At 74.9% G+C, this 22,306-nt stretch carries 12 protein-coding genes; 5 read left to right on the top strand and 7 right to left on the bottom strand.

Features of this window, described 5'->3' with window-relative positions:
* Positions 1-26: 26 nt before the first annotated feature.
* The 4 genes from ACWCXC_RS28110 to ACWCXC_RS28095 form a co-directional block, all read right to left on the bottom strand.
* Positions 27-1,673: a PrsW family intramembrane metalloprotease gene (locus tag ACWCXC_RS28110; protein WP_450685230.1), complete on the bottom strand. Its 1,647-nt coding sequence runs from the start codon at positions 1,671-1,673 to the stop codon at positions 27-29.
* 85 nt (positions 1,674-1,758) lie between these two features.
* A complete protein-coding gene (trmB, locus tag ACWCXC_RS28105; protein ID WP_450890924.1) occupies positions 1,759-2,595 on the bottom strand; it encodes a tRNA (guanosine(46)-N7)-methyltransferase TrmB in 837 nt (278 codons plus the stop codon).
* Between the two features lie 4 nt (positions 2,596-2,599).
* Positions 2,600-3,856: an L-2-hydroxyglutarate oxidase gene (gene lhgO, locus ACWCXC_RS28100; protein WP_450890923.1), complete on the bottom strand. Its 1,257-nt coding sequence runs from the start codon at positions 3,854-3,856 to the stop codon at positions 2,600-2,602.
* A 147-nt stretch (positions 3,857-4,003) separates the two neighbouring features.
* Positions 4,004-5,608, bottom strand: a complete 1,605-nt coding sequence (locus tag ACWCXC_RS28095; protein ID WP_450890891.1) for a sporulation protein — start codon at positions 5,606-5,608, stop codon at positions 4,004-4,006.
* A 1,286-nt stretch (positions 5,609-6,894) separates the two neighbouring features.
* Here ACWCXC_RS28095 and ACWCXC_RS28090 point away from each other — a divergent pair.
* Together ACWCXC_RS28090 and ACWCXC_RS28085 are read left to right on the top strand one after the other, a co-directional pair.
* Positions 6,895-9,006, top strand: coding sequence for an asparagine synthase-related protein (locus ACWCXC_RS28090; RefSeq protein ID WP_450890890.1), 2,112 nt, complete (start codon positions 6,895-6,897; stop codon positions 9,004-9,006).
* Between the two features lie 301 nt (positions 9,007-9,307).
* Entirely contained in the window at positions 9,308-12,772 is a 3,465-nt protein-coding gene (locus ACWCXC_RS28085) for an AfsR/SARP family transcriptional regulator (RefSeq protein ID WP_450890889.1), read from the top strand.
* Between the two features lie 104 nt (positions 12,773-12,876).
* Here the strand turns inward: ACWCXC_RS28085 and ACWCXC_RS28080 are convergent, their stop codons facing one another.
* Both ACWCXC_RS28080 and ACWCXC_RS28075 read right to left on the bottom strand, forming a co-directional pair.
* Positions 12,877-14,907, bottom strand: a complete 2,031-nt coding sequence (locus ACWCXC_RS28080; RefSeq protein ID WP_450890888.1) for a sigma-70 family RNA polymerase sigma factor — start codon at positions 14,905-14,907, stop codon at positions 12,877-12,879.
* A gap of 568 nt (positions 14,908-15,475) precedes the next feature.
* Entirely contained in the window at positions 15,476-16,360 is an 885-nt protein-coding gene (locus ACWCXC_RS28075) for a TetR/AcrR family transcriptional regulator (RefSeq protein ID WP_450890887.1), read from the bottom strand.
* Positions 16,361-16,779: 419 nt separating this feature from the next.
* On the opposite strand from ACWCXC_RS28075, the gene ACWCXC_RS28070 reads away from it, so the two are divergent.
* Positions 16,780-18,096: an NAD(P)/FAD-dependent oxidoreductase gene (locus ACWCXC_RS28070; RefSeq protein ID WP_450685240.1), complete on the top strand. Its 1,317-nt coding sequence runs from the start codon at positions 16,780-16,782 to the stop codon at positions 18,094-18,096.
* A 193-nt stretch (positions 18,097-18,289) separates the two neighbouring features.
* Entirely contained in the window at positions 18,290-19,966 is a 1,677-nt protein-coding gene (locus tag ACWCXC_RS28065) for an ATP-binding SpoIIE family protein phosphatase (RefSeq protein ID WP_450890886.1), read from the top strand.
* Positions 19,967-19,987: 21 nt separating this feature from the next.
* Here the strand turns inward: ACWCXC_RS28065 and ACWCXC_RS28060 are convergent, their stop codons facing one another.
* A complete protein-coding gene (locus ACWCXC_RS28060) occupies positions 19,988-21,295 on the bottom strand; it encodes an MFS transporter (protein ID WP_450890922.1) in 1,308 nt (435 codons plus the stop codon).
* Between the two features lie 146 nt (positions 21,296-21,441).
* On the opposite strand from ACWCXC_RS28060, the gene ACWCXC_RS28055 reads away from it, so the two are divergent.
* Entirely contained in the window at positions 21,442-21,996 is a 555-nt protein-coding gene (locus tag ACWCXC_RS28055) for a MarR family winged helix-turn-helix transcriptional regulator (protein WP_450685237.1), read from the top strand.
* Positions 21,997-22,306: the final 310 nt, after the last annotated feature.

Below are 22,306 nucleotides of genomic sequence, written 5' to 3'. Positions count from 1 at the left end.
CCCGCCCCGGCCGGCCCCAGGAGCCCTCAGCCCCTGGGGCCGGCCTGCGGATCGTACGGAACCGGGCCACCACCCTGAGGCGGAACCGGGCCTCCGTCTCGATACGGCACCGGGCCGCCGCCCTGATACGGGACGGGCCCGGCCCGGTACGGGGCCTGAGCGCCCTGATACGGGGGCTGACCGGCCGGATACGGGAGGGGGCCGCCCTGCGGTGGCACCGGGCCTCCCCGGTACGGGTACGGCCGGGGGCCGTACGCCTGGCCCGGGTACGGCGGGGGTATCGGCGGGGCGAAGCGGGGGCGGAGCCGACCGGTGGCCTGCGCCGCGTGCGCCAGGGCGGGGCCCGCCGTCGCCCGCCGCTGCCACAGGTGGTGCAGCAGCTCCAGCTCCCGTTCGGCGAAGTCGGGTCCGGCCGTGCCCCGGCGGGCCTGGCGGCGCAGGAACGCGAGGGAGGTCGCGAACGACTCGTACTCGGCGACCGTACGGGCCGCCGCCTTCTCCCGGGCCTTCGCCTCCTTCCGGGCCTGGGCCGGCGTCGGTGCGGGGGCGGGTATGAGCGGCGGAGCCGGGAAGGGGCCCGTCCCGGGGCCCGCCGGGAGGCGGCGCGCGATGTCGCGGGCCATGCCCCGGGCCCGCATCGAGGACAGGGCCGGCGGCTCGGCGGGCGACATCCAGCCCGCCGCCGCGTACGCCGGGAGTTCGACGCCCAGGGTGCGCAGATCCCGCTGCCGGGACCAGACGGCCAGCCAGGTCACCAGCCCGAAGGCCGGGACCATGAACGCCCCGTACACGGCGTAGAACCCGTACGGACCGAACGACGCCGATCCGTTCCACAGGGCGTGCATGCCCATGGCGAGGAGCAGGCCGAGGACGGGCGGTCCGAAGCGCCGCAGGCGCTGGTGGCGGGCGGCGCCTGCGGCGATGCCGAAGCCGATGCCCGTCAGCACGGTGAACAGCGGATGCGCGAACGGTGACATCACGGCGCGGACGAAGAACGTCGCCACCGTCACCGAGGCGAAGCCCGAGCCCACCTGCTGGTCCTCGCCGAAGGCGTTGCCCAGATAGAGGATGTTCTCCGTGAAGGCGAAGCCCGTGGCGGCGAAGCCGGCGATCACCACCCCGTCGACGACACCGCCGAAGTCCCGTCTGCGGAACAGGAAGAGCAGCAGCACGGCCGCCGCCTTGGCGCTCTCCTCCACCACGGGGGCGATGACCGTGGCGCCCAGCGTGTCCGCGTGCCCCGGGTCCGCCGTGGCCGTGGCGATCCACCGCGTCGCCATCGAATTGGCCAGGATCGCGATCAGGGCGGCCGCACAGGCCCCCCAGGCGAAGGCGAACAGCATCGTGCGCCACGGGCCCGGATCGACCCGGTCCAGCCAGCGGAAGGCCGTCATCAGCACCGGGACGGGCAGCACGGCCAGGCCGAGGCCGACGAGAAAGCCACGCGTCCCGGTCTGGTCGCGGACCAGGGCGAGGATCACCAGGCCGCAGAGCGCCAGCACCGTGAAGACGGCGACGACGCGGAGCGTCCGGCTCCGCCACAGCATGCCGACCCGGCGCGGCCGGTAGCGCCACTGGCCCCGCTCCGGCACGGCAGCCAGGATCTCGCCGACCCGCTGCTCCTCCAGCACCGGGACGGCGGGCTGCCGCTGCTGCACGGACCCGTCGGACACCCTTCGACCCTAACGACCGGGACTGACAACGGCCATGGCGCGGGAGCGACCCGTCCGGCGGGCGACGTCCCCGGCCCCCGGTCCGTCAGCGGCGCGCGAAGAGCAGGTCGTGGACCACATGGCCCTTGTCCAGGCCCTGGCCCTCGAAGCGGGTCAGCGGCCGGAACGCGGGCCGTGGCGCATAACCGCCGTCGGCCGCCGTGTTCTCGAAGCGGGGGTGCGCGGTCAGCACCTCCAGCATCTGCTCGGCGTACGGCTCCCAGTCGGTCGCGCAGTGCAGCACCGCGCCGGGCTTCAGCCGCTGCGCCGCCAGGTCGAGGAACTCCGGCTGGATCAGCCGGCGCTTGTGGTGGCGGGCCTTGGGCCACGGGTCGGGGAAGTAGACCCGCAGGCCGTCCAGCGCGTCCGGGGCCAGCATCTCGCGGAGCAGGATGATCGCGTCGCCGTTGGCGACCCGGATGTTGGAGAGCCCGTTGCGGTCCGCGAGGCCGAGCAGATTGCCCTGGCCCGGGGTGTGGACGTCCACGGCGAGGATGCCGGTGCCCGGGTCGTCGGCGGCCATCTGCGCGGTGGCCTCGCCCATGCCGAAGCCGATCTCCAGGACCACCGGGAGCCCGTCGAACAGCGCGGGCAGGTCCAGGACGCTCAGCCCGTCGATGTCCAGGCCCCACTTCGGCCAGAGCCGCTCCAGCGCGTTCTGCTGGCCGGTGGTGACCCGGCTGCGGCGCGGCTGGAAGCTGCGGATGCGGCGCTCGTGGTGCGAACCGGCCGGGTCGGCCGAGGGGCCGCCGGGGAAGCGGGGCTCGTGGCGCAGTCGGCGCGCGCGGTCCAGCGAGGCGGCGCGCAGCTCGTCCGGGATGCCGGCGGTGGCGGCGTCCTGGCCGGCCGGCGGTCCGGCGGGGGGCGTCGCGGGGGAATTCATGGGCTCAGACACAATGCCCTGATTCTACGGCGGGCGGCTTCCACCCCGTCGCCCGTGCCCGGAGCAGCGCCCTGCGTGCCACCTCCCGCCCGATGGGCAGCGCGGCCGTGGCGGCGGGGGACGGGGCGTTCAGCACGTGCACGGTGTGCGGGGCCTCGCGGATCAGGAAGTCGTCGACGAGGGTGCCGTCGCGCAGGACCGCCTGGGCCCTGACTCCGGCGGGGGAGGGGCGCAGATCGGCCTCGGTGACCTCGGGCAGCAGCCGGCGCACGGCCGTGGTGAAGGCGTGCTTCGAGAGCGAGCGGTGGACCTCGCCCGCCCCGTACCGCCAGTGTCTGCGGGCGATGTGCCAGGAGCCGGGCCAGCCGAGCGTGGCCAGCAGCTCGCGGGGGCGGACGACCGCGTGGCCGTAGCCCTCGCGGGCGAGGGCGGGGACCGCGTTGGGGCCGACGTGGACCCCGCCGTCGTGGCCCCGGGTGAGATGGACGCCGAGGAAGGGGAAGGCCGGGTCGGGCACGGGGTAGACCAGGCCGCGCACCAGCTCGGGGCGGGCCAGCTCGTAGTACTCCCCCCGGAAGGGGATGATCCGCATGCCCGGGTCGTCGCCCGCCAGCCGGGCCACCCGGTCGCAGTGCAGCCCCGCGCAGTTGACCAGCACCCGGGAGCGCACCACCAGGCCGTCCGCCGTGCGCACCGCGACGCCCCAGGGCCGCCGGTCGATCGCGGTGACCTCGGCGCCGAAGCGGATCACGCCGCCGGCGCCCCGCACCTCGGTGGCGAACCGGTTCGCCACCGCGCCGAAGTCGCACACCCCCGTGGTGCCCACCCGGATCGCGGCGAGGCCGCTCACGTGCGGTTCGCACTCGGCGATCTGCGCGGGGCCCAGCTCGCGCACGGGCAGTCCGTGCTCCCGGCCGCGCTGCACGAGGGCGTGGAGCCGGGGCAGCTCGGCGCGCTCGGTGGCCACGATGAGCTTGCCGGTCACCGCGTGCGCGATGCCGTGCTCGCGGCAGAAGTCGACCATCTCGGCGCCGCCGCGGACCGCGTAGCGCGCCTTGAGGGAGCCGGGCGGGTAGTAGATCCCGCTGTGGATCACCCCGCTGTTGCGGCCCGTCTGGTGGAGGGCGGGGGCGGCTTCCTTCTCCAGGACCGTCACCCGGGTGCCCGGCGCGCTCCGCGTGAGCGCGTACGCCGCCGACAGGCCGACGATCCCGCCGCCGATCACCAGCACGTCGCAGTCGTACGCCGCGTGCGTCATCACCACGCCACCTCCCACCCCGATAGTGCACTGACCCACTGACAACGCACTCAAACCCGTGCGGCACAGCGTGGCTCATCCGTGCCCTCGCGGCAGGGGCGGGGCCCGGCCGCCCCGGCGGCGGGCCGGACGGGTCCTACGGGACGACCCTTACGCGGGGGCGACCAGCAGCGGCCGGGCGCGTTCCCGCAGCTCGGCCACGCGCGGCTCGTCCCCGTAGGGCTCCAGCCGGTGCAGGAGATCGCGTACGTACTCGGTGGTGCGGGCCGACGAGATGCGCCCGGCGACCTCCACGGCCCGGGTGCCCGCCGCGCAGGCCGCGTCCAGGTTCCCCGATTCCAGCTCGGCGACGGCGGAGACGACCAGCCGCAGACCGTGCGAGCGGACGAACTCCTCGGTGGGTCTGGAGAGCGCCTGTTCGGTGAAGCGCCGCACCTGCCGGGGCGCCTTCAGATCGAGATGGCATTCGGCGGCGTCGGCGGCGAACCGGTCGTATGAGTAGAAGCCGAGCCACGACGGGTCCGCGTCGCCGTCCCGGGAGCGCTCCAGCCAGCTCTCGGCGGCCTTCAGCGCGGCCCCCGCGGCCGGCGCGTCGTTCGCCTTCGCGTGGGCCCGCGCCTCGACCAGGCGGAAGAAGCTCATGGTGCGGGCCGTGGCGAGACCGCGGTTGCGCTCGACGGCGGCCTGGGCGAGGTCGACCCCCTCGTCGGCGAATCCCCGGTAGGTGGCCTGGAGGGACATGGACGCGAGGACGTAACCGCCCAGCGGGACGTCGGCGGCGGCGCGGGCCAGGCGCAGTGCCTGGATGTAGTAGCGCTGTGCGGCCTCCTGCTGGCCGGTGTCGAAGGCCATCCACCCGGCGAGCCGGGTCAGCTCGGCCGCGGCCCCGAAGAGCGCCCGGCCGACCTCGTCGCTGTACGAGCCCAGCAGCAGCGGTGCCGCGTCCACCCGTAAGCACTCCGGGACCATGGACGAACGCCAGTCGCCGCCGCCGTACTTGGAGTCCCAGCGGCGGGCGTCCTGCGCGGCCTCGCGCAGTTTGGACACGTCGCTGTGGCCGACCCGCAGCGGCGTGGCGTCGTGCGCGGTGTCGGGACCCGGCTGCGACGGGATCGTCGCGCCGTACCCGGCGGGGGGCGCGGCGGAGCCGGGGACGAGGAGCGTGCCGGGGGCGCCGGGCGGCGTTCCGCCGGAGCCCTGCGCCCCCGACGCGCCCCGTGCGCCGTGCGTGCCCGGCGCGCCGTTCCGGGGCGCAGGGGCGGTCACCGCGGCCGTGGCGGCGCGGGCCACCGAGGGGTCGGCGGGAGATATCAGCCAGCGGGACGCGGGCGTCGCGTAGGCGCTGACCGAGAACGAGCCCGCCAGCGACTGCCAGATGCCGCCGCCGCCCGCCCGGCGTCCGGCCAGATCCAGCCGGTACAGCTCGGTCGCGGAACGGACCGCCTCGCCCACGTCGCGCGGGAAGGCCAGCCCGACCTCGGGCGCCGGATCGGCGTCGGCGAGCCCGATCTCGTGCAGCGGGACGGGCCGGCCGAGCTTGGCGCCGATCGCCGCGGCGATGAGATGGGGCGCGGCGCCCTGCGGCACCATCCCCTTGGAGACCCACCGGGCCACCGAGGTCTTGTCGTACCGAAGTGTCAGTCCGCGCTGCGCCCCGAGGTCGTTGACCCGCCGGGCGAGCCCGGCGTTGCTGATTCCCGCGAGGGCGAGAACGGTTCCGAGCTTGTCGTTCGGTCCGCGTTGCTCCCTGGACATGCGCCACCCCTCGACACACAGACGGCAGCCGCGTCACCGTTGCGGCGCGCGGCATTCGTACCGGGTTCTCCCCAGGGACGAACCCTGGCACACCGGCCGCACACGCATATGGCCGAGCCCCGAGGAATATGCCCCTGTGGCGAGAACATCAGTAAACCCAGCGTAGTTCGCCGCATCCCTACCGTTAAGGGCCGGACGTCCGGATGGCGGGATTGTTGTCCGTCCCGGCCACCCGGGGAGAGCCGGGTGACGGATGGGGCGCCGGGGGCGGGTGGGGCGAGCGGGGGCGAGGGGTCCGCGAAGGACCGGCGGAGGAAGCGAGGGGGCCCCGGGGAGGGGATGTGGAGCCCGCCGGCGGCCGGCCGCGGCGGCCGGGTCGCGGGGAACCGCGGCGGGGTCGCGGGTTGTCGGCGGAGGGGCGGTCGCGGCGCCCCCGTCGTACGGCTCCGCGCGTGCGTCCCGGCCGTGACCAGCGGCGGACCCCGGGCCGGCGCGGTGCGGCGCGGCGCCGGGCGGGCGGGGTCACGGCGCCGGGGAAGCGCTCCCGCGAGGGGTTCGGGCGTGCCCCGGGCGTGTGGCCGTGCGCCCGCCCGTGCGCTCTGGCCGGGGCCTGGCGGGAGCGCTTGCATGGGTGCTGCGTGGGTCGGCCCGTCGCTCGGGAAGCGGCGGGCTGGGGGAATCCCGCCGCCTCATTCCCCGCAGGCGGCGGACCGGTCCGGGAGGTGGGGCTCGCCTCCCGGACTGTGCGTGAACGGAAGAGCGGGACCGGTCGCGGAACGGTGTCCGCCCCGGCCGTCGAATGGGTGCGGCGGTCGTGGGGCGGATGCCGGTCCACCGGGGCCTCCCGGGATCAAACCGGGATGAACAGGCTTACGTGGGACGGTGATTGACCGCCCGACCGGTTCCCGCCCCTCCCAAGATTGGCCGGATGTTGTCGGTCCGACAGGGTTGGGCCGGGCGAGGCGCGGACATCGTCGCGCACGGCGTACGGGCGGCGCTCCGGCCGGGCCACCGCCGCCGGCCGGTTCTCCGGGGCCGGACAACCGGCCGGACCCCGGCCGCGGTTGATCACCGGGGCGACGCGCGCGGGCGGCACGCCCCGCCGGGGACCCGTCGGCCGTGCTCCGGCCCTTGCCAGGGGCGCATGCCCTCACGACGTGCGCCGTCCGCAGCCACTCCCGCACGCCGTTGTCGTGGCAGCATGTCCGCAACGGCGCCGCGCGTGACCGGAGTTCTCCCGCGACTGCTTCGCTGCGCCCCTTTGTCCACAGCCTGTGGAGGCGGCGATGCGTTGGTTGGTGGGTTGGAGCAGTATCGCCGCGAGCTTCGGCACGGCCGGTGCGGTCGGTGCCGACGACGACGCGCGCACGATGCACCCCGTGGGCTCGCAACTCCTGTGGGGGGACCCCGATCCCCTCTGGGCGGTCGGTGACTGGCGGCCCGACGAGATCCGCACCGTACGGGTGGACACCGTCGGGGGCGCGCCGCCGGCCCGGCTCGCCGTCCTCGGCTGCTGCGGCGCCACCGACGAACAGCTGCGCCTCGGACTCCTCTCGGCCCGGGGCGGTGCCCTGCGCCACCTCACCGCCTGGACCGGCAGCTACACGGCCGTCGTCCAGATAGGCCGCCGGATCACCGTCGTCGGGGACCTCGCGGGCGCCCGCCCCGTCTTCTACACCCCCTGGGCCGGCGGCACGGCGTACGCCACCGCCGCGCTCCCCCTCGCCGACCTCATCGAGGCCCAGCTCGACATCGGTCACCTCGCCGCCCTGCTGGCCTGCCCCGAGACCCCCGAGGCGCTGCGCGACGGCACCCCGTACGCCGGGGTCAAGCGCATCCCGCCCGGACACGCGCTGATCCTCCGCGAGGGCTCGCGCGAGATCACCGGTTACGAGGCGGTGGCCTCCCTCGCCGTCGCCGCACCCGAGGCCGACCCGGTCAGCGCGGTCGACGGGGTGCGCGACGCCCTGGTGGAGGCCGTACGGGCCCGGCTGCTCGCCCCGCGCCACGCCCCGGAGACCCTGCCCCCCGACCCGGGGCCGGTCCCCGGCATGGGCCCGGCCGAGCGCCGCGCGGCCCGGGGCGCGCCCGTCCCCGGCATCGGCGCCGACCTCTCCGGCGGCAGCGCCTCGGCGACGCTCGCCCTGCTCGCCGCCGGCCTCCCCGGACTGCCCGGCACGATCCTGGGCCACGGCACCGGGGCCGGGGAGCGACTGCTCGCGGTCACCTTCAACGATCTGACCACCCGCGCCCACGAGGACGAACTCGAACGGGCCCGCGCCATCGCCGCCAACCCGAGGCTGCACCACGTCGTGGTCGCCGCGGGCGAGGAGGCTCTCCCCTACGCGGACCTGGCGAACGGCCCGCTCACCGACGAACCGGCCCCCTCCCTGGTCCTCGTCGAGCGCCACCGCCGCAGACTCGCGGCGGGCAGCGCCGACCACTTCGTCGGCGACGGCGCCCGGCAGGTCCTGGACGCCCACCCGGCCCGCCTCGCCGATCTCCTGATCGACCGCAGACGCCGCCACCTGGTGCGCCCGGTCGCCGCCCTCGCCCGGGCCGAAGGCCCCTCCGCGCACTCGCTGGTCGTCCCGCTGACCGTCTACCGGGCCGCCCGCAAGCTGGCCCGCACCTCCTTCCGCACCGGCCTGGAGACGGCCGCCGGACGGCTGCCCGAGGCCAACCGCCTGACCCCCGGCCTCGACACCCCCGCCGACGCCTCCCTCGCCGCGCTCACCTGGTCCCGGCCGGGCCCGGCCGCCCGCTGGCTGACCGGGGAGGCCCTAGCGGAGGTCTCCGTCCGCCTCCAGGAGGCGGCGATCCGCCCGGCCTCCGTCCAGCGCCCCGGGGAGGCCCGCGCCCGCGCGGCCCTGGCCCGCCACGCCGCCGACCACCGCATCCTGGAACAGGCGGCGGAGGTGCGCAGCCAGCGCCTGCACGCCCCCTTCCTGGACAACCAGGTCGTCCGCGCCGCCCGCGCGGTCCCCGAGTCCCTGCGGGTCCAGCCCGGCGCCCGCGCCGCGATCCTGCGCCGGGTCCTGGCCGGTACGGGCATCCACGACCTGCCCCCCGGCTGGGGCGCCCCCTCCCACGCCACCTCAACGGCCGTCAACCGCACCGGCCTGCGCGCCGCCCTGCCCGAACTGATCGCCCTCTTCGACGCCCCGCTCCTCGCGGACGCCGGACTGGTCGAGGCCCGCGTCGTCCGCAAGGCGCTGCGCGCGGCCTCCGAGGGCGAACCCCTTCCCCTGGACGGCCTCGCCGACCTCGCCTCCACCGAACTGTGGCTCCGCCGCCTGGTCTCACGGCGCGGCACCTGCTGGACCGGCACGGCGGCCCCCCGCCAGCGCGCCGTCGCCGGCGGCGTCGCCCCGGCCCGCCGGTCCCTCCAACGCTGAGACCGGGGCGCGGGGTCGCTTCCCGGGGGCGTACGTCCGGTGCGCGCGTACGGAGGCACGGAGTCGTAACGCCAGTCAGCCGCCGCGTACAGCGTCCGGTGCGCGCGCCTACGGAGGCACGTGCGGGCGTACGTGCGCCTCGCGGGTCCCGTACGCGGAGGGCCACGGCCTGGAGGCGGTCGTCGCCGCAGGGGTGCGCGGCGCGGGTCCCGTACGCGGGGATCACGGCCCTTCGTACGGATGCCGGGCCCTCCGAGGCCGTATCCGTACCGGTGTCCGAGGGGCGGGACACAATGGCGGAGTGCGGTATCTGATCCTGGGCGTCACGGAGGCGCGAGACGAGAGCGGTGGCGTGCTGCCGCTCGGCGGCCCGCGCCTGCGCGCCCTGCTGGCCGCGCTCGCCCTGCGGCCGGGCCGCGCCGTGCCGGTCACCGAGCTGGTGGACGATGTATGGGCGGACGAGCCCCCGGCCGACGCCCCCGCCGCGCTCCAGGCGCTCGTGGGCCGGCTGCGCCGGGCGCTGGGGCGGGAGGCCCTGACGCGTTCCCCGGGCGGATACCGGCTGGCCGCCGGTCCGGACGACGTCGACCTGTACGTCTTCGAGAAGCTGGCCCGGCGGGGCGCGGCCGAGCTGGACTCCGGCACCCCCGAGACCGCCGCCCGCACCCTGCGCACCGCCCTCGGCCTCTGGCGCGGCCCCGCCCTGGCCGACCTTCCCGAGGGGGGCCGGGGACACGCTCTCCGCCCGGAGGCCCACCGCCTGGCCGCGCTGGAACGCCGTATCGAGGCCGACCTGCGCTGCGCGGGAGCGGAGGGCCCGGAGGGTCCGCGACGCTCCCCGGCCGACGGCGGTCCCGCCGGGCGGGCGGCGCCCGCGGCCGGGCCCGTGCGGGCCGCCGCTCCGGTGGCCGCGCCCGCACCCGACCCTGTCCCCACCCCCGCCGCCCTCGTCGCCGAGTTGGCCGGTCTCACTGCCGCGCACCCTTACGACGAGCGCTTCCGGGCGCAGCTCATCCGGGCGCTGCGTGCCGACGGGCGGCCGGCCGACGCGCTCGCCGCGTACGAGGAGACGCGTCGCACGCTCGCGGACGGCCTCGGCACCGACCCCGGACCCGAACTGACCGCGCTGCATCAGGAACTGCTCGCGCCCCCGACCGCGCCCGCGCACGCCCCTGAGCGGAAGCGGCGGCGGGAACGGGAAGGGGAAAGGGAAGCGGTTCCGGAACCGGAACCGGAACCGGTGCGTGGCAATCTCCGGCCCCGGCTCACCTCGTTCGTGGGGCGTGAACCGGAACTGGCGGCGATCCGCGAGGATCTGGCCCGGTCCCGGCTGGTCACGCTGACCGGACCCGGCGGTTCCGGGAAGACGCGGCTCGCCGAGGAGTCCGCCGCCCACGCACACCGTGCCGGGGCGGGGCCCCGGGACGTCTGGATCGCCGAACTGGCCCCGGTGGAGGACCCCGACGCCGTCCCCGGCGCCGTGCTCTCCGCCCTCGGGCTGCGCGAGACGTCTCTGCTGCGCGACGGCGGCCACGAGGGGCCGCTGCTGCGGACGGACCCGGTCGATCTGCTCGTCGACCGCCTCGCGCACGGCGGCGATCCCCGGCCGGTCCTCCTCATCCTCGACAACTGCGAACACGTCATCGACGCGGCCGCCGCGCTGGCCGAGACCCTGCTGACCCGCTGCCCGCGACTGCGCGTCCTCGCCACCAGCCGCGAACCGCTCGGCGTCCCCGGCGAGTCCGTCCGGCCCGTGGACCCGCTCCCCGCCGACCCCGCCCTGCGGCTTTTCACGGAACGCGCGCGGGCGGTGCGCCCCGATTTCGACCCCGTGCACGACCCGGCGCACGACCTCGCGTCCGTCGCGGAGATCTGCCGCCGCCTGGACGGGCTGCCGCTCGCGATCGAACTGGCCGCCGCCCGGCTGCGGCTGCTGGGCCCCCGCCAGATCGCCGACCGGCTCGACGACCGCTTTCGGCTGCTGACCGGCGGCAGCCGCACCGTCCTGCCCCGCCAGCAGACCCTGCGAGCCGTCGTGGACTGGTCCTGGGACCTCCTGGACGAGGACGAGCGCACGGCCCTGCGCCGGGTCTCCGTCTTCGCGGGCGGCTGGGACCTGGCCGCCGCCGAGGCCGTCGTCGGACCGGCAGGCCCCGGCGGGCCCCGCGCCGACACCGCGGACCTGATAGGCGCCCTGGTCGACAAGTCCCTGGTCGTCGCCGCCCCGGCGGCGGACGGCACGATGCGCTACCGCCTCCTGGAGACCATCCACGAGTACGCCACCGAGCGCTGCGCCGAGACTCCGGAGACACGGACCGCCGCCGAGTACGCCCACAGGGCGTACTTCACGGCTCTCGTCGAGGAGGCCGAGCCCCGGCTGCGCTCCGGCGACCAACTGCGGTGGATCCGAAGACTGGAGACGGACTTGGACAACATCCGGGCGGCGCTCCAGCGGGCCGTCGCCGCCGGACCGGCCGGCGAACCGGACGCGATCCGGCTGGTCATGGGCATGGCCTGGTTCTGGTGGCTGCGCAACTACCGCGTGGAGGGCCTGACCTGGACCGAGCGGACCCTCGCCCTCGGCACGGACCCCGAGGACGCCGCGGACCCCCGCTACTGGCCCCGGATGAACGTGCACATGGTGTGGTTCTTCCTGGGGATGGACTCCCGGGCGGCCGACGAAGACCCGGACGATCCCGGGCTCCAGGCACTCATGGGCCGCGTCGCGCAGGCGTTCGCCGGCTCCGCCGAGCAGGGCGCCCGCTTCCCCGGACTGCTCTGGCCGATGACCTCGTTCCTCACCTGGACCACGGCGGACGTCCGGCGGCAGATCGACCGGGCCGTCGACAACGCCCGTGCCCACGGCGGGGAGTGGGAGTACGGGATCACGCTGATGTTCCGCACGCACATGGTCGTCGACACCCCCGGCGGCATGCCCGGCATCGACGAGGACCTCGCCGAACTGCGGCGGCTGAGCCGCAGACTCGGAGACCGCTGGATGCGCGCCCAGGTCGCGAGCGCCGCCGCCGAGGCCCACATGATGCGCGCCCGCTACGAGGAGGCCCGCACGGCCTACGCGGAGGCGCTGCTGTTCGCCCGCGAGGTCGGCGCCCACGCCGAGGCCCCCTTCCTGCTGGCCCGGCTGGCCGAACTGTCCTACCGCACCGGCGATACGGCCGCCGCCGAACGGGACCTCGACCGTTCGGAGACCGAGGCGGACCGGCACCACACCCGCGACGCCACCTCGTACGTGCACTACCTGCGGGCCGTCATGGCGCTCCATCGCGGCGACCCGGCCGCCGCCCGCCGGTTCCTCGCCCTCGCCCGCGAGGCGAACGTGCGCGGCGGCCCCGCCTCCCACTTCGTCGTCATGCAGGAAGGGGTGTCGGCCCGGATCGCCCTCCACGAACCGGAGCCCGAGGGCGGTCCGGCGGTGGCCGTGCGCGCCCTGCTGGAGGCGCTGGTCGTGGCCAGGGACGCGCAGTGCCCCGAGATGGTCACCGGCTATCTGGCGGACGGGCTGGCCACCGCGCTGCCGCTGGTGGGCCGGACCGACGCCGCCGTACGCCTTCTGGGCGCCGCGGACGTCTGGCGGCTGCCCGTCCTGCGGGCCGAGGGCGAACAGGCCGAGGTGGACGCCGTGGCCCGCCGGGCCCGGACGGAACTCGGGCCGTCACGATACGAGGAGGAGCACGCCGCCGGGCGGGCCCTGACCCTGGACGACGCCATCGACCTGCTGAAGGGCATCACGGCGGACCTCCCGTAACTCGCCCTGCCCGCCCGGGACCTTCCGTAACTCGCCCTGCCCGCCCGGGGCCGCCCCACCACTGCCCCGTACCGGCGCATGCTGTTCCGCCCCGCCCCGCCCCGTCAGACGCAGGTGATGCGGGAGTCGGCCCAGTCGGCGAGCGTGACCGCGCCGAACGGGCCCGCTGGTTCGACGACGAGCCGGATGCGTTCCTGCCCCTCGATGCCGACGTCCACCGGTACGGCCGGGTCGTCGCCGTTGACCACCGGGGACTGCCACAGCCGCGTCCCGTCCCCGCCGAACACGGAGAAGCGCACGGAGCCGAGCCCCGGGGTGAGATCGTCCACGCCGACCATCGCCTCGTACCGCGTGCAGGACCGGTTGAGCTGGATGGACACCGAGGATCTGCCGTTGACGGTCACCCCGTGGGCGTACCGCGTGCCGCCGATCGACAGGCCGGACCGCTGCCAGACCCAGCTGCTCTCGCCGAGGACCACCTCGGGAGCCGAGTGGTCGCCGAGCAGGGTGTAGGCCAGCTCGTTGACCCGGTACACCTCGGGCGCCGGTGGGGGCGTGGGCGACGGTGTCGGGGTCGGCTCCGGCGCGGGAGGCGGAGGCGGCACCGGATGCGTGGGGGTCGGCGTCGGTGTCGGAGGCGGCGTCGGGGTCGGTGTCGGTGTCGGGGTGGGGGTTGGCGTCGGGTCCGGGACCGGGGCCGGCGGGGCGGGCACGGGGGGAGTCGGGGTGGGCTTCGGCGGGGTCGGGGACGGCACCGCGGGGGCCACGGCCGGGGGTTTGGCGACGGGCTTCGGCTCGGGACGGGGCTGGTCGTCCCCGACCAGGGCCCACACCAGCCCGGCCGCCGCCGCGACCGCTACGGTCGCCGCGATCCCGGCCTTCGCCGGGGCGCCGAGCCCCTCGGACACGGCGGCCCCGCCGGCGGACGAACCCGCCGAGGAGCCACTGCCGGTGGCCGCCGCCGCCGCGCCCGCACCGGCCGCCCCGACAGCGCCGCCCGCCACGACCCCGGCGGCCTTGAGCGCGTACCCGGCGGCGAACCAGCCGATGACCGCGACCGGGAGCAGCGCGGGGATGCCCGCGTTGACCTGGGCCAGCTCGCCCGCGGCGAGCCGGCACTTCTCGCACTCGTCCAGATGGCCGCGCAGCCCGCGCTCGGCCCGCATCCGCAGCCCGCCCCGGGCGTAGGCGCCGAGCCGGTCGGCATAGCGCGCGCAGTCGCCCCCGGCGGTCAGCGCCTGGCTCACATGGGCCTGGAGATACGCCTGCTTGAGCCCTTCCCTGGCTCGGCTGGCCAGCACCGACGTGGCGTTCGCGGTCAGCCCGAACAGCGGGGCGATGTCGCTCGGCGACTCCTCCTCGACGGTGGTGTGCCAGAGCACCGCCTGCCACCGCTCCGGAAGGCTCCGGAACGCCCGCATCGCCATCGACTGCTCGGCCTCGTGCATCGCCCGCACGTCCGCGCCGAGGTCGAGGGTGTCGGCGTCGGAGACCTCCGAGGTGCGGACGGCCTGCGCCGCGAACACCGCGAAATCGTCCACCAACTGCTCGCGCTTCGCCGTCTTCGTCCAGGCGGCGGCCACATGCCGGACGGCCGTCATCAGATAGGCCCGCACCGCCTCCTCGGGCCCCTTGCCGCCCCGTACCGCCTGGAGTGTCCTGGCGAACACCTCGGCCGTCAGGTCGTCCGCCGTGTGCCCGTCCCGGCAGCAGGTACGCGCGTAGCGGCGCACGGCGTCCGAGTGCCGCCGGAACAGCTCCTCGTACGCCAGGTCGTCGCCGCCCCGCATCCGCTGGATCAACTGGGCGTCCGAAGGCCCCGCGTCGCCGGGCACGGGGCTCGGCGCGGTGCTCCCGGATGCGCTCACGGGGGTCCGCTGCATGGGCACGGCCGCGGCCGCCGCGGCGTCGATCGCGCCGGCCCGCGCGGTGTCCGCCGCGTCCGCCAGGGTCTCGACGGGCGCGGGCGGCCAGGGTCCGGGCAGCACCGTGCCGCCGGCGTCCTCGTCGGCACCCGGGGCACGCGGCCCGTTCCGGCCCTCCGTCGTCCGGCGGCCGGCCGGACCGTCCGTGCCCGTGCCGCCACCGCTGGAGAAACCTTCGAGCGACTCTTCCTGCTGCCCGTCACCGCTCATCGCGGACGCCCCCGTATGCGCTTTTCGGCCCCGAATACCGGGCAAGCGTGCCACAGAGCGCGGGAGCCGCCGCCTTTCAGCCCCGGCAACCACTCATCCGGGGAGTTTTCCCGCAGGCGAGCTCTCAAAGGCACTCGTCAGGGGCAGGATTAACGGCACCTGTTGACGGCGCAGTTGGGGTGCAACGGCACGAGGTGGCCGAAGACCGCCCTTCTCCGGACACGCCCCGGGGCATCCCGAGACGCCCCCTTCGAGCACCCCGGGGCATCCCGAGACGCCCCCTTCGAGCACCCCGGGGCATCCCGAGGCGCCCTCTTCGAGCTCCCCGGAGCACCGAAGCCTCAACGCCCCGCCCCCGGCTCCCCGGTGATCGCCCCCCCCGGACGCGACGCCCCCGTATCCCGCCGGCGCGGCGCGAACGCCCCGTACCCGCCGGAGCAACGCGACCGGCTCGCACGCCACCAACGCGAGCGGCCCGCACGCCTCGCCGACGCGAGCGGCTCTCACGCCCCATCGGCACGGCGCACGAACACCCCGCCACCCCGCACTCCGCGCGCCGTACCTCCGGCTACTCCGGTCGCGAGCGCAGTCCCTCCAGGAGGATGTCGAGCAGCCGGGCCGAGGCGGCCGCCTGCTGTGCCGCGTCCGGCAGCGAGGGAGCGGCCGTGGCGATGACGAGCAGCACATCGGCCACCGTCACATCGCGGCGCAACTCCCCGGACGTACGCGCCCGCTCGACGAGCCGGCCCACGACCTCCAGCAGTTCGGCGGCGCCGGCGCCGAGGTCGTCGGCCTCCTCCGGGGCGGGGCGGCGCTCGGCCGCCCGCAGACCGGACGGGCCGACCTCCTGGCGCTGCTGGGGCACACGGGGCTCGTCACGCGGGTCACCGCTCTCCGAGCCCTGGGCGGCAGCGCTCTCACCGGCCACCGACGCCTCGTCGACGTCCACCCCGACGCGCAGTATCTGCGGAGGCAGCAGCCGCCCGGCGCCCGAGGCCACCGAGGTCCGCAGGAAGCGCGACAGCGCCGACCACGGCTCTTCCTCCTGGCCGAGCGCGGCGCGCGCCTGGGCCGTCAGCCGCGCAGTCTCCTCCTCGGCTATCCGGCGCACCAGCACGTCCTTGCTGGGGAAGCGCCGGTAGACCGTGCCGACACCGACGCGGGCGCGGCGCGCCACGTCCTCCATCGGTGCGCCGTAACCCAGTTCGCCGAACACCTCGCGGGCGGCGCGCAGGACGTGCTCCAGATTGCGCTGCGCGTCGACGCGCAGCGGTGCCGAGCGGCCGTGCGCGGGGGCCTGTGCGCCGAGCGCGGCCCCCAGCGTGCTCACGGTGCCCGCGACTGCCGCGGTGCCGTTGGCCCCGGTCCCGCTCGCCGTGCCGACTGCCCCGATTCGCCCGTTTCCTTCGGGTGAGAGCGCGGCCGTCGGCCAATGGGATTCCTGAATATGCATAACTGTTCCCCCGGTTATGACGTCTCCCCCCGGAGACTCCCGCCGTGTCTGTCGAGGGTGGATCGATGGTCACCGTCCGACACCCCGACGACATACGAACATAGTTGAGCCAGGGTCAATTCAGAAGAGGGCAGCCCGCCGGGAGCGCCCCCCGATCGGAGCAACCACCGCCCGCCCGGCGGCCCCCGGTTCGCCCGCACCCCTCCCCGTAACGCCTGACCTGCGGTACTTCCGCCCGACCGGCCGGAAAGGCGGAGGCGGTCCGCACGCGAGCTCCGGTCACACAATTTGCCGGGCCTGTGGACAAACTCTTGTGCACGTTGCGTCATGGGGTGGTGATGGCCTCAGAATCCGGGGGAACAGCCCCCGGCCCCCAGCCGGGAGCGCGCATTCTCGTCGTCGGCGGCGGCTACGTCGGCATGTACACCGCGCTGCGTCTCCAACGGAAGCTGAAGGCGCGGCTGAGAAGCGGCGCGGTGGAGATCGTCGTCGTCACCCCCGACGCGTACATGACCTATCAACCGTTCCTCCCCGAAGCGGCCGCGGGCTCCCTCTCGCCGCGCCACGTGGTCGTCCCGCTGCGCCGGGTCCTGCCGCACTGCACGCTCGTCGTCGGCGAGGCCCGGCGCATCGACCACGTCAAACGCACCGCGACCGTCACCACCCTCGCCACCGGCGAGGACGGGACCGGCGCCGTGGAGATCGCGTACGACGAACTCGTCCTGGCCCCCGGCTCCGTCTCGCGCACCCTCCCCGTCCCCGGCCTGGCCGACCACGGCATCGGCTTCAAGACGATCGAGGAGGCCATCGGACTGCGCAACCACGTCATCGAACAGATGGACATCGCCTCCGCCACCCGCGACCCCGAGATCCGCGACGCCGCCCTGACCTTCGTCTTCGTCGGCGGCGGCTACGCCGGAGTGGAAGCGCTCGCGGAACTGGAGGACATGGCCCGCTACACCGCGCGGTACTACCACAACATCAAGCCCGAGGACCTGAAATGGATCCTCGTGGAAGCCACCGGCCGCATCCTTCCCGAGGTGGGGGAGTCGATGGGACGGTACGCCGTGCGCGAGCTGCGCGGCCGCAACATCGACGTCCGCCTCGACACCCGGCTGGAGTCCTGCGAGGACCGTGTCGCCGTCCTCAGCGACGGCTCCCGCTTCCCGACCCGCACCCTTGTGTGGACCGCCGGGGTCAAACCCGCCCCGCTGCTCGCCGAGACCGGCCTGCCGCTCGACGAACGCGGCCGGCTGCGCTGCACCGCCCGGCTCACCGTCGAGGGCACCCCGCACGCCTGGTCCGCCGGCGACGCCGCCGCCGTCCCCGACCTCACCTCCGGCACCCCGGACGCGCGCACCGCGCCCAACGCCCAGCACGCCGTCCGCCAGGCCAAGGTGCTCGCCGACAACCTCGTCGCCACCCTGGACGGCCGCCCCACCGAGGAGTACCGCCACCGCTACGCGGGATCCGTCGCCTCCCTCGGCCTCCACAAGGGCGTCGCCCACGTCTACGGCCGCCGGATCAAGGGCTACCCCGCCTGGCTGATGCACCGCACGTACCACCTGAGCCGCGTCCCCACGTTCAACCGCAAGGCCCGGGTGCTGGCCGAGTGGATCCTCGCCGGACTCTTCACACGGGAGATCGTCTCGCTGGGCTCGCTGGAGCATCCCCGTGCCGAGTTCGAGATCGCCGCGGGACGGCATCCCCGCCCGGACGACGACGACTGTCAGTAGGGTCCGACACACTGGACGTGTGACCATAGGTGGGCTCACATCTGCACAGAGTGACCCGGCCGGCAGCGACCGACAGTGACCATCCAGGAGACCGTCCCAGGGGCAACGGACCACCAGCACATACTTGTGACGCCCCGGCAGAGGAAGCAGCCCGCCCGAGCGGACCAGACCGACACACGAGGCCATAGATTCCGTGAACTTCACGCGTTGGAGCGCCCGCCTACCCGGTACGCAGCGCAGAGCAGCCCGGGACGACCGCAGCCCCGTTCCGGCGGCCCGCGGTGAGTACGCACAGGCGGACACCGATTCGAGCCCTCCCCCCGGCGGTCCCGACCACGCCCCCGACGGCACCGGGGCCCGGCCCGGCGCACCCGCCCCCGAGGACCTCTCCGTCCGCGACATCCTCGGCCGGCTGCCCGCCCTCGTCGCCCTCGTGCACGGCCCCGAGCACCGCATCGCGTACGTCAACGACGCCTACACCGCCGCGTTCGGCCCCCGCCCCCCGGGCGTCCCCGCCGCCGAGGCCATGCCCGAGCTGACCGAGCTGAGCCTGCTCCCGCTCATGGACCAGGTGCTGCGCAGCGGCACCCCGAGGACGGTGAAGTCCCGCAAGGCCGGCAGCGGCAGTTCGTACACCGTGACCTGCACGCCGGTCCGTGGCGACGAGGAGAAGGGGTACGAGGGCGGAGTCCTCGTCTACGCCGCCGACGTCACCGACCACGCGGAGGCGGCCGAGCGGCTGCGCGCCAGTGAGCGCCGCCACCGCGAAACGGCCGTCACCCTCCAGCGCTCCCTGCTTCCGCAGGAGCTGGAACACCCCGACGACCTGCGGATCGCCGCCACCTACCAGCCGGGCGGCACGGACGCCGCGGTCGGCGGCGACTGGTACGACGTCATCACCCTCGGGGCGGGCCGCACCGCACTCGTCATCGGGGACGTCATGGGACGCGGGGTCCGCGCCGCCGCCGTGATGGGCCAGCTGCGCACCGCCGTCCGGGCCTACGCCCGCCTCGACCTCCCGCCGCACGAGGTGCTCCAGCTGCTCGACGGCCTCGCCGCCGAGATCGACGCCAGCCAGATCGCGACCTGCGCCTACGCCGTCCACGACCCCAATGAGGGCCTGCTCGTCTACGCCTCCGCCGGGCATCTGCCGATCCTCGTGCGCGACGAGGACGGCACGGTCCGCCGCGCCGAGGACCCGACCGGCCCCCCGCTCGGCACCGGTGGCTGGATCCACACCTCGGGGACCATCGCCCTGCCGCCCGGCTCCACCGCCGTCCTCTACACGGACGGACTGGTCGAACGCCGCAGCGAGGACATCGACGAGGGGGTGGCCGCCCTGGAGCGCGCCCTGGCCGGCGCGAAGGGCGCACCGCAGGTGGTGTGCGACCGCCTGATCCGCTCCCTGAACGTGACGGCGGAGCACGACGACGACGTGGCGGTCCTGGTCGTCCAGCACCCGGCCCGCACGGGCCCGGCGGCCGAGCTGTTCCACAACGCCTCGCTCGATCTGCTCGGCGGCATCGAGGCGGCCCCGCGCGCCCGCGCCTTCGCGACGGGCGTGCTCACGTCATGGCGCTTCCCGGTCGAGCTGTGCGACCTCGGCGTCCTGGCGGCGGGCGAGCTGGTCGCCAACTCGCTCCAGCACGGGACGCCGCCGATGCGCCTGGGCCTGCGCCGCACCGACCGCAGGCTGATCATCGAGGTCACCGACGGGGACGACCACCTGCCGCGCCGCCGCCGCGCGGAACCGGGCGACGAGGCGGGCCGGGGCATCTCCATCGTCGCGACGATCGCCACCTCCTGGGGCAGTCGCCGCACTCCGGGCGGCGGCAAGGCCGTCTGGTGCGAGTTCGACCTGCCGCGGTAGCCGCCCGCCCCGGAGGGCCGGTCAGCGCGCGGTGGCGACCGGCGGCATCTCGGCCGGCGCGTTCTCCGGCAGCGACACGGCCACGACCCGCGACGGCACGGCCGCGAGCGAGGGCTGGTCCTGTACGGGGGTGAGCCGCTTGCCGAGCCGCAGCGCGAGCACGGTGATCCCCAGCGAGAACAGCACGAACGTGACGATGTACGGACCGTGCAGCGAGGCGCCCATCGGGCCGCCCACGGCCGGGCCGACCGCGAGCGCCAGCTGCTTGCACAGGGCGAACGCCGAGTTGTACTGACCGACCATCGACTCCGGCGCGAGATCCGCGACCAGCGGCGCGACCGTCGGCGACAGCATCGATTCACCCAGTCCGAACAGCGCGTACGTGGAGATCATCGCGGCGGTCGCCATGGTCTGGCTGCCGTGGCCGAGCCCGGCGTACCCCGCCACGATCCAGGCGAAGGCCCAGATCAGGCCGACCGAGGCGATCACCCGCGTGCGCTTGCGCCGCTCCACCAGACGCAGCACCACGAACTGGGCGACGACGATGACGGCCGTGTTGGCCGCCAGCGCGATGCCCAGCGTCGAGGGCTGGATCCCGGCGGCCTCGGTGCCGTAGGCCGCGAGCCCGGACTCGAACTGGCCGTAACAGGCGAAGAACAGCACGAACCCCAGGACGCACAGCCGCACCATCGCCCGGTGCGACAGCAACTGCCGCATGCCGCCGCGAGGCGCCGCGCCCTCGGTGGCCGCCGTGCCGGTGACGACGGCAGGGCTACGGGGCATGCGCACGGTCGCCGCGATGACGCCGAGCACGACAAACATGACGGCCTCGACGAGGAACAGCAGCGTGAAGGAGGCCGGACGGGCGGTGTCCACGATCTGCCCGCCGACCAGACCGCCGATCCCGAGCCCCAGGTTCTGCAGGAAGAACTGCATGGCGAAGGCCCGGGTCCGGGTCGCGGTGCCGGTGCAGCGCACGAGCATGGTGGCGAGCGCAGGCTGCATGACGGCGGTGCCCGCGCCCAGCACGGCGGCGGCGAGCACGGCGGTGGTGACCTGGGCGGAGAGACCGAGCGCGACGGCACCCACGGCGGCGATGCCGGAGGCGCCGACGAGCACGGGAAGCGGCCCGCGCCGGTCGATGACCCGGCCGGTGAACGGAAGCACCGCCAGCGCCGCCATCGCGAAGACGGCCAGCACGACTCCCGCCGTACCGGCTCCCAGATCCCGCACCTGCGCCACGTAGACGTACAGATACGGAACGGTGAACCCCAGCCCGAACGCGCTCAGCGCGCTGCCCAGCTGGATCCGCCGCAGCGCCGCGCCCATTTCCCTGGTCACACTCACCTTCCTCAAGGTCTCGAACCACGTCATCGAAAGACTCGAACCCGAAGACTTTAGCACTAAAGTTAGAAGCTCAACAATTCAAGGTGAAGGACTTCGATGCCTGTGGGTGGCGTGCCATACTGCGCGCCATGTCCGACACCACCGAGCCCGGCCCGCAGGAGCCGAGCCTCGACGAGCAGATCGCCGCCTACCAGCGCGAGTTCCGCGACCTCGACCCGCAGGTCGAGCAGGTCGTCTCGGCGCTCGGCCGGCTCAACCGCCGGATGAACGTCGCGTACGGACGACAGGTCGCCGCCCTCGGCATCAGCAACGCCGAATGGGAGGTCCTCAAGACGCTGGTCCTGTCCGGCGCCCCGTACCGCCTGGGACCGGGCGAGCTGGCCAAGCGGCTCGGACTCACTCCGGCCGCGATGACCCACCGCATCGACCGCATGGCGGGCGAGGGGCTGGTGACCCGCGACCGCGACGAGACCAACCGCGTGCGTGTGATCGTCGAGCTGACCGACGAGGGCCGCACCAAGTGGCTGGAGGCCATGCGGATGGCCACCGACTTCGAGGAGGACCTGCTCCAGGACCTCTCCGGCGAGGAGCGCGGCGTCCTCGGCGAGATGCTGATCCGCCTGCTGCGCCGCGTGGAACACGCCCAGCCGGACGCCGGCGGCCGCCTCACCGACCTGGACTGAGACCCTCCCCGGGGAGGGGTTGACACGACCCTCCCTGATCCGTAAGGTTCTTCGAGTTGTCATCGAGCCGTAACGGTTCTCCGACAGCCGATCCCGCCGCATCCGCGGCAACCAACTCTTCAGCACGACCTCCCGCACGGGACAATTTCGGCATGCCGAAATTCAGTTGCGAGGCTCGATTATGAGTCGCCGGGAGAATCCGCTAAGGTTTTGGACGTCGGAAGGGCCCAACAGCCCGGAGGACAAGCCCCGCTGACTGGGAATCAGGCCCGAAAGGATCTGATAGAGTCGGACTCGCCGGAAAGGGAAA

This window comes from Streptomyces sp. NPDC001515 (assembly GCF_053597115.1).
This window is presented reverse-complemented; position numbering and strand designations above follow the sequence as displayed.

What these genes read in the sequence shown, in the direction of transcription:
- trmB (WP_450890924.1), bottom strand. Translation starts at nt 2,595, where the DNA reads ATGAATTCCCCCGCGACGCCCCCCGCCGGACCGCCGGCCGGCCAGGAC.
- ACWCXC_RS28095 (WP_450890891.1), bottom strand. Translation starts at nt 5,608, where the DNA reads ATGTCCAGGGAGCAACGCGGACCGAACGACAAGCTCGGAACCGTTCTC.
- ACWCXC_RS28090 (WP_450890890.1), top strand. Translation starts at nt 6,895, where the DNA reads ATGCGTTGGTTGGTGGGTTGGAGCAGTATCGCCGCGAGCTTCGGCACG.
- ACWCXC_RS28080 (WP_450890888.1), bottom strand. Translation starts at nt 14,907, where the DNA reads ATGAGCGGTGACGGGCAGCAGGAAGAGTCGCTCGAAGGTTTCTCCAGC.
- ACWCXC_RS28075 (WP_450890887.1), bottom strand. Translation starts at nt 16,360, where the DNA reads ATGCATATTCAGGAATCCCATTGGCCGACGGCCGCGCTCTCACCCGAA.
- ACWCXC_RS28070 (WP_450685240.1), top strand. Translation starts at nt 16,780, where the DNA reads ATGTACACCGCGCTGCGTCTCCAACGGAAGCTGAAGGCGCGGCTGAGA.
- ACWCXC_RS28060 (WP_450890922.1), bottom strand. Translation starts at nt 21,295, where the DNA reads ATGGGCGCGGCGCTGCGGCGGATCCAGCTGGGCAGCGCGCTGAGCGCG.
- ACWCXC_RS28055 (WP_450685237.1), top strand. Translation starts at nt 21,442, where the DNA reads ATGTCCGACACCACCGAGCCCGGCCCGCAGGAGCCGAGCCTCGACGAG.